The organism is Halomonas pelophila, from assembly GCF_040196315.1.
GTDB classification, from domain to species: Bacteria; Pseudomonadota; Gammaproteobacteria; order Pseudomonadales; family Halomonadaceae; genus Halomonas; species Halomonas pelophila.
This window is the reverse complement of the sequence record NZ_JBEGCI010000008.1, coordinates 88,428-101,345: the sequence shown is the minus strand read 5'-3', so window position 1 is coordinate 101,345 and position 12,918 is coordinate 88,428. Positions and strand designations below refer to the sequence as shown.

The window sequence follows — 12,918 nt, the reverse complement described above, 5'->3', positions numbered from 1 at the left end:
CCACGCTGGGTATGCATGCTTCTACCCTCGGTTTCCTTCCTCTCAACGACTGCCGCGACTACCTGACTCGGGCTCGTCGTGGATCCTCGCTCCCTACCGATTGCTCAATCGTCCAGATGCCTGACGAGCAAGCATGCGTCACGTCTGCTGGTCCCTCTGTCGTTATTTTGGAAAATTCTCCTCCTCGCCAGTTGCTGAAACGATGTCCGTCCCCGGTGCTGAATAAGTGAACCTTTCAGATAAAAACCGAGCATTTTCACCTCACGTGGTTCTCTCGCATTATCGCATGGGTAAGTGTCTGATTGATGGTGATTATTTTCCGGTTTAAGAAAGATGAAAAAGCTCGGAAAGCGAGTGGATCAGGGTTGGGCCGACTGCTTGAATAGGCATTAAGAAGGATCGCGTGAACTGTCAGTCATCGCACGTCATTGGTAGGGGAGGGACCACATGAGTCTCTGGGCACTGGTGCCACTCAAGACCCTGGGTCAAGGGAAAACGCGGTTGATGCCTGAGCTGCCTTTCCTGGGTCGTCAACGGCTGGTGGAGACGATGCTCGACCGGGTCATGGAGGCGTTAGCCGGCAGTGAGCTGGTCGAGCACATTGCCATCGTCGGCAGCGACCCGGACCAGTGTCCTCCAGCCGTGTTCCACCTTCAGGATGCCGGCCATGGGCTGAACCATGCGCTCACCATGGCCACCCAGCAGTTACATACGGCAGGCGCCGATGAGCTCCTGGTGATGCATGCCGATCTCCCGCTGGTTCGCAGCGAGGAGATCGACGCCCTCATCCTCGCCGGGCGTCGCCGTGGCCTGGCCCTGGCAAGTGACCGTCACGGTCAGGGCACCAACGCCATCTTCTTGAGCCAACCGGGGACGTTTCCATTCCGCTTCGGCCGGCACAGCCTGATGCGTCATATGGCAGCGGCAGAAGCATCGGGCCTGAGGCCCGCATTGAGCCAGGCCCCGGGACTGCTATTCGACGTCGATACCGCACAGGACTTGAGCATGCTGGCGAGCATGCAGATGACTGTCGGGGCGAGTATATCCACTGCCTGCCGGAGTATTTCCCATGGTTGAACCGATCAATGCGCTACTGGACAAATCACGCTCGGGCGCCGGACTCTGCGCAGATGATGCATATCGAGTAGGGGCCGAGGCGCCGCTTCACGATCTTATGTCGTGTGCCGAGGCGATGACGCTCGAGGGCCACGGGCGGCGAATTGGTTACTCACCCAAGGTCTTCATTCCACTGACGCGACTGTGTCGAAATCACTGCGGCTACTGCACCTTCGCTACATCGCCGAAGAAGATCGATGGCCCTTATCTCAGTCCCGAGGAAGTGCTGGCCATTGCCCGCGACGGCGCTCGCGCCGGCTGCCATGAAGCCTTGTTCACCCTGGGCGAACGTCCTGAACAACGCTATCCCCAGGCACAGGCGGCGCTCGACGCGATGGGATATCAGGATACCTTCGCCTATGTGGCTGCCATGGCCAGGCTGGTCTTCCGTGAAACCGGCCTGTTGCCGCATATCAATCCGGGCACCATGTCGTCTGAGGAGATGAGACCGCTACGCCAGGTGGCGGCTTCCCTGGGGATCATGCTGGAGTCCACGGCCGACCGCCTGCATGAGCGCGGAGGCCCTCATTGGCGCTGTCCAGACAAGCGCCCCAGGGCGCGTCTGGCTACCTTGCGGCATGCCGGTGAGCTGTCCGTCGCCATTACCTCGGGCATCCTGATCGGTATCGGGGAAACTCGAGTGGAGCGCATTGATGCCCTACTGGCGCTTCGAGAGCTGCATCGCGAATACGGACATATCCAGGAGCTGATCATCCAGAACTTCCGGGCCAAGCCGGGGACGCGAATGGCCGAAGCCCCGGAACCGGATATCGATGATCAGGCCTGGACCATCGCCATGTCACGCCTGATCTTCGGTGCCGAAATGTCCATTCAGGCGCCGCCCAACCTGCGTCCGGCTGAATTGGAACAGCTGGTGCGAGCAGGCATCAACGACTGGGGCGGCATCTCACCGGTAACCCTGGACCATGTCAATCCTGAAGCTGCCTGGCCACAGATCGACACCCTGGCACTGGAAAGCGCTCGCTTTGGCCGCCAGCTGCTGCAGCGCCTGCCGCTGATACCGGCCTACGTTCGTCGGCTCGAGCAGTGGGTGGTGCCCGATATCGCCAAGGCCGTGCGCCGTGCCGCCGATGCCCGTGGGTTTGCGCGTACGGACAACTGGTATGCCGGTAGTCGCGAAGCTACTGAAGCGGACGCCACTCTGCTGCCAGGCGGCACGAGCGAGGACAGGACCCCATCACCGGAAATTGCGCAGCTTCTGGAGCGAGCCTGCGCAGGAGAGGCGTTGAATGAAGGCGAAATCGTCCAGCTGTTTATGGTCGATGGAAGCGATCTGAGGGCGGTCATTCATGCCGCCGATACCCTGAGGCGGGTCACCGTGGGGGAGAACGTCACTTACACCCGTAACTGCAACATCAACTACACCAATATTTGCCAGTATCGCTGCGGTTTCTGTGCCTTTGCCAAGGGCAGTACAGCAGCCAACCTGCGTGGACCAGCCTACCGGCTGGACGCAGCCAGGGTCGCCGAGCGTGCTGGTGAGGCCTGGTCGCGAGGCGCGACCGAAGTCTGTATGCAGGGGGGCATCCATCCACACTATGACGGCAACACCTATCTGGCACTAGCGGCGGCAGTAAAGGAGGCCGTGCCACACATGCACGTGCATGCCTTCTCTCCCCTCGAGGTGTTCCACGGGGCGGAGACACTGGGGCTGGAACTCACGGAATATCTGCAACGGCTGTATCAGGCCGGTTTACGCTCGCTTCCGGGGACTGCGGCGGAAATCCTCGACGATGAAGTCAGGGCCACCCTCTGTCCTGACAAGCTCAATACCGAGCAGTGGCTGGAAGTGATGCGTAGCGCCCATCAAGCCGGCATACGCAGTACTGCCACCATGATGTTTGGACACGTCGAGCGGCCCGAACACTGGGCGCGTCACCTGCTGCGCATCCGTGCTCTTCAGGGGGAAACGGGGGGCTTCACGGAGTTCGTTCCTCTGCCTTACGTCCACATGGAATCTCCTATCTGGCTCAAGGGCCAGGCCCGTTCCGGTCCGACCCTGCGCGAAGCGGTGCTGGTGCATGCCGTCAGCCGCCTGGCACTGCATCCGCTGCTGACCAATATTCAGACATCGTGGGTGAAGATGGGGCGAAAGGGAGCCGCCCTCTGCCTGGAGGCGGGTGCCAACGACCTTGGCGGGACGCTGATGTATGAGTCCATTACTCGCGCCGCTGGAGGCAGTAATGGCCAGTCATTGGATGACTCGGATCTGGTGGCCATTACCCGTGCCGTGAATCGTCCTCTCTTGCAGCGCAATACCTTTTATCAACCGGTCGATGACTCCATGGCGGACGAGGCGTGGGCAGGGCCGGATCGCATTTCCCTGGATGATATCACGCCGAGTTCTCTCTCCTCATCGACCAGCGCCATCCACGACATTTCCATGCTACAACAATAATGAGGTAAGCAATGTCACTCACTCATCTACAACGACTCGAAGCCGAAAGCATCCAGATCATTCGAGAAGTGGTCGCCGAAACGGAGAATCCGGTGATGCTTTATTCGATTGGTAAGGATAGTGCGGTCATGCTGCACCTTGCGAAAAAGGCCTTCTATCCGTCCGTGCCCCCATTTCCGCTGCTACATGTCGATACCCGATGGAAATTTCGGGAGATGTACAAGTTTCGCGAGCGCATGGTGGAAGAATCGGGCATGGAACTGATTGTCCATGTCAACCCGGAGGGCGTCGAGCAGGATATCAACCCCTTTACGCATGGCTCAAGTGTACATACCGACATCATGAAGACAGAGGGGCTCAAGCAGGCACTCGATCAATACGGTTTCGATGCCGCTTTCGGTGGCGCCAGACGCGATGAAGAAAAATCACGAGCAAAGGAGCGCGTGTTCTCGTTCCGCACGGCTCAGCATCGTTGGGATCCGAAGAATCAGCGTCCGGAGCTTTGGAAACTTTACAACACGAGAAAGCACAAGGGGGAATCCATACGAGTGTTCCCCCTGTCCAACTGGACCGAACTGGATATCTGGCAGTACATACATCTGGAAGGTATCCCCATCGTGCCTCTCTACTACGCCGCCGAGCGTCCGGTGGTCGAGCGCGATGGTAGCCTGATCATGGTCGATGACGAGCGTATGCCGCTCGATCCTGGAGAAACGCCGAAGATGACGAAAGTGCGCTTTCGTACCCTGGGGTGCTATCCGCTGACCGGTGCCGTCGAGTCTGAGGCGGAAACCCTGCCCGCGATCATTCAAGAAATGCTGCTGACGCGAACTTCCGAGAGACAGGGGCGAGTCATTGATCATGACGCCGCGGCATCAATGGAAAAGAAAAAACAAGAAGGGTATTTCTGATGGCACACGTTTCCGAGCTCATTTCGTCGAATATCGATCAATATCTCAAGCTCCACGAACAGAAGAGCCTGTTGCGTTTCATTACGTGTGGCAGCGTTGATGACGGCAAGAGCACGCTGATCGGTCGCCTGCTCTTCGAATCCAAGATGCTTTTTGAAGATCAGATAGCGGCCGTCGCCGCCGATTCCAGGAAATACGGCACTCAAGGTGAAGAAATGGACTTCGCCCTGCTGGTCGATGGCCTGGCTGCGGAGCGTGAACAGGGGATTACCATCGATGTGGCTTACCGTTTCTTTTCGACGGAAAGGCGCAAGTTCATTGTTGCTGATACGCCCGGACACGAGCAGTATACCCGAAACATGGTGACCGGCGCCTCTACCGCCGATGCGGCGATCATGATGGTAGACGCTCGCAAGGGTATCCTGACCCAGACACGTCGCCACAGCTATCTCGTATCGCTGCTTGGGATCCAGCATATCGTTGTCGCCATCAACAAGATGGACTTGGTGGATTACGATGAGCAGACCTATCAAAAGATTGTCGATGACTACACGGTACTGGCCGACCATCTTGGTCTGACCGATATCTCCTTTATCCCTATGTCGGCTTTCAAGGGGGATAATATCATCGAGCAGAGTGCCAATATGCCTTGGTATAGGGGGCCGGCGCTGATGCCGTATCTCGAGCAGATCGAGATCGATCAAGACAAGTTGCTGAGCACTCCGTTCCGTATGGCGGTGCAGTGGGTCAATCGCCCTAACCTGGACTTCAGGGGCTTCACCGGAAGCATTGCCAGTGGTCAGGTCCATCCTGGCGATCGCATCCGTGTGCAGCCCTCGGGTCAAGAGAGTACCGTGGAGCGGATTGTCACCATGGATGGTGATCTCTCTAAGGCAGTCGCGGGACAGTCCATCACGCTGACTCTCAACGATGAGATTGATATTTCTCGGGGAGATGTGATCTCGAAGGTTACTGGACCCGCTGAAATTGCCGATCAGTTCGAGTGCACTCTGACCTGGATGCACGAAAACCCGATGTTACCGGGACGTCCCTACCTGATGAAGATAGGGACACGCACTGTTACGGCCACCATCACCGACATAAAATATCAAATAAATGTCAACACTCTGGAGCATCTGCCGGCCAAGACGTTGGATCTGAATGGTATTGCTGTCTGTAATCTTAGCCTGGATCGGCCGATTGCCTTTGATCCTTATGATCAGAATCGTGACACTGGCGGATTCATTCTGATTGACAGGATAAATAACAGCACCATCGGTGCGGGGCTGCTCCACTTCGCACTTCGTCGGGCTCATAATATCCATATGCAACCGGTGGATATTGATAGGGAGGCCCGTTCACGACTCAAAGGACAGAAGAGCTGTGTTCTGTGGTTCACGGGATTATCGGGGGCCGGGAAGTCGACGATTGCCAATGCGGTCGAGAAGCGTCTCCATGCAATGGGCCACCATACCTATCTGTTGGACGGCGACAATGTTCGTCATGGCCTCAACAAGGATCTGGGATTCACGGATGTTGATCGTGTCGAGAACATTCGCCGCATCGCTGAAGTAACAAAATTGATGGCAGATGCCGGCCTGATCGTGATCAGCGCCTTCATTTCACCCTTCCGTGCTGAGCGGGATATGGCACGTTCCTTGGTCAACGACAACGAGTTTCTCGAGATACATATCGATGCTCCGCTGGAAGTTGCCGAGCAGCGTGATGTCAAGGGTCTCTACAGGAAGGCGCGCCAAGGCCAGTTGAAGAACTTCACCGGGATAGACTCCCCCTATGAAGCGCCTGAATCTCCCGAGCTGTGCATCGACACCACCAGCACAAGCGTGGACATCGCGGTCGAGCAGGTCGTTGCCGCTCTCCAGGAACGTGGCGTCCTGCCGCTGTAAGGCCTCCTTCTGGGCTGTTCGGCGAAGACCGCCCAGAAGATTGACAGGAGTTCAAGCATGAGCAACCTAACCCTCGATGCATTGCTGGAGGCGTTGATTCCCATCGTTCGGATTGCGGGGCAGGGAGTCATGGACATCTATGCCGGCCGTATTTCCGTACGAAGCAAGGCCGATGCATCCCCGGTCACCGAAGCGGACGAACGCGCTGAGGCGCTTATTCTGCCGGCCCTCCAGGAACTGGACCCCACGATTCCAATCGTTTCCGAGGAGCAGGCCTCGGCTGGCGTCGTGCCTCACGTTGGGTGCCGATTCTGGCTTGTCGATCCGCTGGATGGCACCAAGGAGTTCATCGGTCGCAACGGCGAGTTCACCATTAACATCGCGCTGATCGAGGGCGGCGAGCCGGTGCTGGGCGTGGTACTGGCCCCGGCCATGAACCGGCTCTTTGCAGGCACTCGAGGGTCCGGTGCCTTCGTTGAAGAGAATGGCGAGCGTCGCTTTATTCACTGTCGTGGCATTCCGGATACCGGGTTGACCGTCGTCTCCAGTCGTTCCCATGGCGATGTGGAGGCGTTACAAGACTTTCTTCGCGGATACAGGGTGGCGCGTCAGACCAGTGCCGGCTCGTCGCTCAAACTGTGCCTGGTCGCTGCGGGAGAGGCTGACGTCTACCCCCGCCTGGGGCGGACCATGGAGTGGGATATTGCCGCCGGTGATGCCGTGCTGCGCGCTGCCGGCGGACGTCTGCTGACCCTCGATGCTCACTCCATGCGCTATGGCAAGGAAGGCTTTGCCAACCCGCATTTCGCGGCCTGGGGCCTGGAAGCCTGATACCAGTGGGCGGCGCCTAGGCCGAATGGTCGATGCGCCATCGGCTGGGGGTGGGCTGCACTACCAGAATGGTGTCACACAACAAGTAACAATGTGAGCTCAATCATGACATTACGTTCTTCCAGCTTGCGCCGACAACCGAGCCAGTCCCGCGCCGAGGCGACGCTCAAGGCGATCAGGCAGGCCTGCCTGCAGATTCTTGACCAGGAGGGGCCCAAGCGCTTGACGACGAACCGTATCGCAGAGGTGGCAGGCGTCAGCATCGGAAGTCTCTATCAGTATTATGCCGACAAGCATGCCATTGCCGCGGATATCTGTAATGAGCTGCTGATGGGGGAGATAGGCGAGGTCAAGCGCCTAGATCAGCAGACGCTGTCAATGGTGCAGGGCTCACTGGAAAATACCATTGCTTTCTTTGTTCGTGAGTATATTGCACGTCATCAACGCCTCTATCGAAAGCTCAAGGGCTTTTATCTTGAGATGCATTGGCACTACAACTTCGAAGATTATGTTCTTCGTAAGTATCCACGGAAGTTGCGGACCGTCGACTGGCTGCCATCCGCCATGGAGCAGCACCGCGGCTCAGTGGGAGTAAGCGATCCCAGGCTCGCCGCAACCATGGTGGTCAATACGCTGGAGGGCACGCTCCACGCAACGCTGGATCATAACCCGGAGTTGATATTCCAGCCTGAGTTCGAGAGAGAAATGGTGGCGTTACTCTTGAGCTACCTGAAGTTTTCTCACTGTGCCACCGCTTCTGAACAATAACACAAGGAACTTGTCGTGATTTTTTACTTTGAGTTCAAGACGTGGTTGACCATGGCCAAGCTGGTGGCGCGAGAGCCCAATAAGCGGCAGCGTCGAAAGCTGTGCAAGCTGGTCATGATTCGCGTGCCACTACGTGCACTGTTTCACAGCATCTGCTTTTTTCTGGATGGAATTTTTTTTCCCAAGCTCTGGTTTGTCAAGGTCAAGGCGCCGGTTTTCATTATTGGTCATGCCCGAAGTGGAACGACATTGGCACATCGGCTCATGAGCGGTGACGAGCGCTTCTCTACCTTCAAATATTATGAGTTGCTACTTCCTTCACTGCTGCAGAAAAAAGTTGTACGTGGTCTCGCCTGGTTGGATGATAACTTGCTGGGACATCGGCTGGAGAGGAGGCTGCAAGCTTGGGGGAAAAGAAGGTTCGGTGCCACTCAGCATATTCATAAGATGGGGCTGAATATTCCGGAAGAAGATGATCTGATGTATTTCAATTCATGCGCATCCGGGTTTTGGGCTACAAAGTTGCCCTATATGGATTCGTTGGACTTTTTTCACATCGACCAGAGGCCAATTGAAAGCCGTCGTCGGTTGATGAACTTTTATCGAAATTGTGTGCGCCGCCAGCTTTATCTTAACGGTCGCGAGAAAATCCATTTAAGTAAGAATCCGACATATTGCGGTCGGGTGGGTGCCCTGATAGAGGCCTTTCCTGATGCACGCTTCGTGCTTCTGTATAGGAATCCATACGAGACCATACCAAGTTTGCTGAAGTTGCTCCATGTCAGTTGGGGGGCGCAAGGGAATCAGGACGCAGATCAAATTAACAAATCCACTAGAGAAATGGTCAATCTTTCATATGAAAGCTACCTGCACCCCCTCGATGTGCTCGGTTCTCATCCGGAAGTCAAGTATTCCATCATCGATTATCGTGAGCTGACAACAACGCCAAAAGCGACCATGGAGCAGGTTTACTACGATCTCTCCCTGCCGATCACCGACGAGTTCGAGACCTTTCTCGACGACGAGGAAAACAGGACGCGCAAACACGAAACCAGCCACACCTATAGCCTGGAGGAGTTCGGGCTGGACGATCACGAGATCCACGACAAGCTGGCCCCCCTGTTCATACGTTTCGAGTGGGCATCCCACACCCCCCGCGAACAAGACAAGGAGTTGACGAATGTCTGAGGAAAGTCATAAGGATCCGGCTACCGCCGCCGCCGCTGCGAGTCTTCGTGGTGCCTGGAACGACCTGCTCACTCAGCTTGGCGAAGCCCGTAATGCCATCGACGACCCGGAGCTGTGGGCGCCGCCGGCCTCTCCGCGCACCCTGGCGGAAGGGTATCGCTACGTGTTGGGCTACCTCTATGGCTCCATCGCCAGAAGTCTGGGGCCGTCTCCCGAGAATCCCTATTTCGTTCGTGCCATCCAGCCGCTTAACCGATCAACCATCGATAACGCAGATGCCATCTATCTGACGGCCCCGATCGATGGCAACCATAGCTACACCATTCGTGGACGCGCCGGTGATGCCCGTCATTGGCGTGGAGAGGTCGCTCCAAAGGGCACGCGTAAGGCTCCACACTATGTCATCTTCGAGGCACCGAGTGGTTTCTCCGGCGATAGCGGAAGTATCAAGGAACTAAAGCGGGGGTCACGGGCCAACTGTGCCCTGCTCGATTCCACTCGGTTGCAGGTCGACGAGGACGGACGCTTCGAGATCCTGTTAGCGCCCGAGAAACCTGAGGGTTATCAGGGGAATTTCATGCACACGCGCGTCACTCGAAAGCGCAAGCAAGACGATGGCAGTGTGATAGAGCGGGAATATGTCGCTCAACAAGTCATGCTTCGGGAGCTTTTCTGCGACTGGGAAAATGAGGATCTACTCGATCTTTTCATCTATCGTAACGATCTTTTGGGCCGGCCGTTGCCGACGTATACGCCGGAGGTGGCTAGTCAGCAGATGCATCGCATCGGCGAGCTGACGCGCAACCAGGTGCATTTCTGGAATGAATTCTACGCGATCGTCTGTGAAGCCTATGGAAAGATAAAGGGGGAGGGCGAACGCTTCATGCCGCGCAACGCGTTCAATAAGCCTAATGCAGCTTCCCTGGCCACCGCGGGTGGCATGGCCACCAATGTCTATTGCGGCGGCATGTTCGAACTTGAGCCTGACGAAGCCTTGATCGTCGAGCTTCATCAACCCGTCGAACCCGTCTATCTGGGCTTTCACCTGGGTAATCTATGGGGAGAGTCACTCGACTTCGCTAGCCACCAGTCGAGCCTGAACGGCCTGCAAGGGCATCGTGATGCGGACAATGTGTACCGATACGTGATTGCCCATAGCGATCCTGGCGTCGCCAACTGGGTGGATACCACGGGGCAGCCCGAGGGGTATATGGCCGTTCGCTGGGCCTATCCTGAAAAGCCTATGGACAATCCTCCCTGGGCGTCCGCAAAGAAAGTAAAGCTATCGGATGTGCTTTCATACCTACCCGCGGATACAAAACGAGTCACACCGGATGAGCGTCGCCATCAGATTTCCATTCGCCAGGAGCATGTTCAGCGGCGATATCGCCACCATTGATCTTCAAGATGTGAGCCTTATGGAAATAGCAAGTGTTCATCGTTGCTGACAATGCCTTTCACTAGGCCGACTTTATACTTTGGAGTTTACGATGTTGGAGATTTTTGCCTCTACCCCCGAAAATATGTCGCTTGGGGACATTGGTGCCTTTGCGCGTCGTGTCGAAGCCATGGGCTATGATGGGGTGTTCGTGTCTGACGCCGTGCATGATGGCTTGCTGCTGGCCGGTCAGGCTCTTGCATCGACCACCAGGCTGAAAGTGGGAACATCCGTTCTGATCGCGTTTCCACGCAGTCCAATGAATGTGGCACTGGCCTGCTGGGACCTGCAGGGGATGTCGGGAGGACGCTTTGAGCTGGGCTTGGGCACCCAGATCAAGCAGAACATCGAAGAGCGCTACTCCTCTCGGTGGCTGCCGCCCGCGGCAGGAATGCGCGAATACCTGGGCGCCCTCAGGGCTATCTTTCACAGCTTTAGAACCGGTGAGCCCTTGAATTACGTGGGGGAGCACTATCAGTTCACTCGCTTACAGCCATTTTTCAACCCCGGTCCCATCGACGCCCCGGACGTTCCCCTGATGCTGGGTGCCGTAGGGCCAATGATGCTCAAGCTGGTGGGGTCTACGGCAGATGGTATTCATACGCATCCGACCAACACATCTGTTCGCTATCTGAAGGAAGTGATTCATCCTCAGATCGAGAAGGGGATAGCTGAGCGCGATCCTGGCCTTGGAAAGCCCCTGATCAGTGCCAGCCAGTTCGTCGCCACCGGGCCTGACGCCAGCAGCGTAGGAGATGAGCGGGAACGTTTCCGCGATATGCTGGCCTTTCTGTTCTCCACCCCAGCTTATCGCCCCAGTCTCGAGCTATTCGGTTGGGGGGACGTCGGCGATGCCCTGCAGCAATTGACTCGGGAGAACCGCTGGAAGGAAATGCCGGAGATCTTCACCGATGAGATTCTCGACACCTTCTTGGTCTCTGCCGACTACGCAGAGCTACCCAGCGCCATGGTCTCCCGCTTCAACGGACTCGTGGATCGCGTCACCCTGACGGTGCCTACGGATTCAGCCAATGACAGTGACTGCGCTCGCGCCATCGAGAAGATTCGTCAAGAAGCCAGGAGCGCTGATAGCTAGCCTGATACCAGCCAAGTCGTTGCAATGGGAACGGTCAGATATCCACTTCATGGCAAGTCCAGCGCTAAGGTCTGCTGGAGGGGGCGTCACGCTACCCTAACCATCCTGACTACCGGTGCAGCACGAGTGCCGGGCGCGACGCGCTAGTCGATCCCAAACAGCGAGTGCTCGGCATCGATGCTTTGGGCGCTACCTGCGCGAGTTCCTCGCCCAGTCGGAGCTGGGGCGGCGAGCTGACGCGGCTCACCGACCTGCTGGCGTAGGGGCGCGGCGTTCACGCGATGCCCCGCCGATCCCGGTGTGAGATCGTAGCCCCGCGGCTAGCTGCCTGGTGGCTCGGTGCCGCGCAGCGTGGCCGAGAAGTGCGTGCGGAACTCACCAATGAAGGCCTGGGCCAAGCACGAGAGCGGCTGTTCCCGGGGCGTGAGCAGGTAGAAGGTGTCATTCAGCTCGGCGGTGAACGGGCGAATCGTCAGCCCCTTGTCGGCGAAAATCCGTGCGCTCAGTGGATCGATCACGGTGATGCCCGCGCCCTGGGCCACCAGGCGGGCCGCCTGCAGTGCCAGGGATACCTGCAGGTGGCGACGCGGACGCACCCCGGCGGCCGCGAGCAGCCGATCCAGCGATTGGCGGGTAGGGTCGCGGGGCTCGTAGCAGATCAGCGGCTGGTCGTGCAGGTCCTCGAGCGTCAGCCGGTCCCGCGCCGCCAGCGGATGATCGCCGGGCAGCAGGCAGACGCTCTCGAGGCAGAAGGCCTCGCTCTCCACCCGCTCGTCGCCGCCGCCGAGCATGGCGAAGCCCAACTCGGCGCGCTGGGTCACCACGTCTTCCAGCACCTGCTCGGAGCGGAAGGTCGCCAGCTCGATGCGCGCCTCCTCGTGCTGCGGCGCGAAGGCCGCCAGCACGTCGGGCAGGAAGGTCATGCCGAGCAGCGGCATGGCGCTGATGCGCAGCCCGCCGACCTCGCGCTCGCGGATGCGCCGCGCCGTGGCCCGCAGCGTTTCCAGCCCGCTCCAGACCCGCAGCTGCTCGCGGTAGAAGAGCCGCGCCTCGGGGGTCGCCACCAGCCGGCCCCGCCGCCGCTCGAACAGCGTGAAGCCCAGGTCGTGCTCGAGCTGCTTGAGCAGGCGAGTGACGCCCGGCTGCGCGATGAACAGGCGGCGGGCGGCGCCGGAGACGCTGCCGCACTCCATCACCTGCTGGAAGGCCTGCAGCTGACGGTCGCTGAGTCGCGGTGAATCCAT

10 protein-coding genes are annotated in these 12,918 nt (G+C 58.0%); 9 read left to right on the top strand and 1 reads right to left on the bottom strand.

Annotation, left to right across the window (positions count from 1 at the left end):
- Nucleotides 1–447: 447 nt before the first annotated feature.
- The 9 genes from cofC (at nucleotide 448) to ABE957_RS10570 (ending at nucleotide 11,674) form a co-directional block, all read left to right on the top strand.
- Nucleotides 448–1,077 carry a 2-phospho-L-lactate guanylyltransferase gene (gene cofC, locus ABE957_RS10610; protein ID WP_349758657.1) on the top strand — a complete coding sequence of 210 codons (630 nt, stop codon included), beginning with the start codon at nucleotides 448–450 and terminating at the stop codon, nucleotides 1,075–1,077.
- Entirely contained in the window at nucleotides 1,070–3,535 is a 2,466-nt protein-coding gene (gene cofH, locus ABE957_RS10605; RefSeq protein ID WP_349758656.1) for a 5-amino-6-(D-ribitylamino)uracil--L-tyrosine 4-hydroxyphenyl transferase CofH, read from the top strand. Before cofC ends, cofH begins: the two co-directional genes overlap by 8 nt.
- 11 nt (nucleotides 3,536–3,546) lie before the next feature.
- On the top strand, nucleotides 3,547–4,446 hold the full coding sequence (gene cysD / locus ABE957_RS10600) for a sulfate adenylyltransferase subunit CysD (protein WP_349758655.1): 900 nt from the start codon (nucleotides 3,547–3,549) through the stop codon (nucleotides 4,444–4,446).
- Entirely contained in the window at nucleotides 4,446–6,353 is a 1,908-nt protein-coding gene (gene cysN, locus ABE957_RS10595) for a sulfate adenylyltransferase subunit CysN (protein WP_349758654.1), read from the top strand. The genes cysD and cysN overlap by 1 nt, the downstream gene beginning before the upstream one ends.
- A 57-nt stretch (nucleotides 6,354–6,410) precedes the next feature.
- Nucleotides 6,411–7,184 carry a 3'(2'),5'-bisphosphate nucleotidase CysQ gene (gene cysQ / locus ABE957_RS10590; protein ID WP_349758653.1) on the top strand — a complete coding sequence of 258 codons (774 nt, stop codon included), beginning with the start codon at nucleotides 6,411–6,413 and terminating at the stop codon, nucleotides 7,182–7,184.
- Between the two features lie 105 nt (nucleotides 7,185–7,289).
- On the top strand, nucleotides 7,290–7,952 hold the full coding sequence (locus ABE957_RS10585) for a TetR/AcrR family transcriptional regulator (protein WP_349758652.1): 663 nt from the start codon (nucleotides 7,290–7,292) through the stop codon (nucleotides 7,950–7,952).
- Nucleotides 7,953–8,003: 51 nt separating this feature from the next.
- Nucleotides 8,004–9,140 carry a sulfotransferase family protein gene (locus tag ABE957_RS10580; RefSeq protein ID WP_349758651.1) on the top strand — a complete coding sequence of 379 codons (1,137 nt, stop codon included), beginning with the start codon at nucleotides 8,004–8,006 and terminating at the stop codon, nucleotides 9,138–9,140.
- Entirely contained in the window at nucleotides 9,133–10,539 is a 1,407-nt protein-coding gene (locus tag ABE957_RS10575) for a hypothetical protein (protein ID WP_349758649.1), read from the top strand. The genes ABE957_RS10580 and ABE957_RS10575 overlap by 8 nt, the downstream gene beginning before the upstream one ends.
- 91 nt (nucleotides 10,540–10,630) lie before the next feature.
- Nucleotides 10,631–11,674, top strand: a complete 1,044-nt coding sequence (locus ABE957_RS10570; RefSeq protein ID WP_349758648.1) for a TIGR03617 family F420-dependent LLM class oxidoreductase — start codon at nucleotides 10,631–10,633, stop codon at nucleotides 11,672–11,674.
- A 320-nt stretch (nucleotides 11,675–11,994) separates the two neighbouring features.
- Here ABE957_RS10570 and ABE957_RS10565 read toward each other — a convergent pair whose 3' ends face one another.
- Nucleotides 11,995–12,918, bottom strand: coding sequence for a LysR substrate-binding domain-containing protein (locus tag ABE957_RS10565; RefSeq protein ID WP_349758647.1), 924 nt, complete (start codon nucleotides 12,916–12,918; stop codon nucleotides 11,995–11,997).

Excerpts from the sequence above, each read along its gene's own strand:
- cofC (WP_349758657.1), top strand. The coding sequence starts at position 448 with ATGAGTCTCTGGGCACTGGTGCCACTCAAGACCCTGGGTCAAGGGAAA.
- cofH (WP_349758656.1), top strand. The coding sequence starts at position 1,070 with ATGGTTGAACCGATCAATGCGCTACTGGACAAATCACGCTCGGGCGCC.
- cysD (WP_349758655.1), top strand. The coding sequence starts at position 3,547 with ATGTCACTCACTCATCTACAACGACTCGAAGCCGAAAGCATCCAGATC.
- cysN (WP_349758654.1), top strand. The coding sequence starts at position 4,446 with ATGGCACACGTTTCCGAGCTCATTTCGTCGAATATCGATCAATATCTC.
- cysQ (WP_349758653.1), top strand. The coding sequence starts at position 6,411 with ATGAGCAACCTAACCCTCGATGCATTGCTGGAGGCGTTGATTCCCATC.
- ABE957_RS10585 (WP_349758652.1), top strand. The coding sequence starts at position 7,290 with ATGACATTACGTTCTTCCAGCTTGCGCCGACAACCGAGCCAGTCCCGC.
- ABE957_RS10580 (WP_349758651.1), top strand. The coding sequence starts at position 8,004 with ATGGCCAAGCTGGTGGCGCGAGAGCCCAATAAGCGGCAGCGTCGAAAG.
- ABE957_RS10575 (WP_349758649.1), top strand. The coding sequence starts at position 9,133 with ATGTCTGAGGAAAGTCATAAGGATCCGGCTACCGCCGCCGCCGCTGCG.
- ABE957_RS10570 (WP_349758648.1), top strand. The coding sequence starts at position 10,631 with ATGTTGGAGATTTTTGCCTCTACCCCCGAAAATATGTCGCTTGGGGAC.
- ABE957_RS10565 (WP_349758647.1), bottom strand. The coding sequence starts at position 12,918 with ATGGATTCACCGCGACTCAGCGACCGTCAGCTGCAGGCCTTCCAGCAG.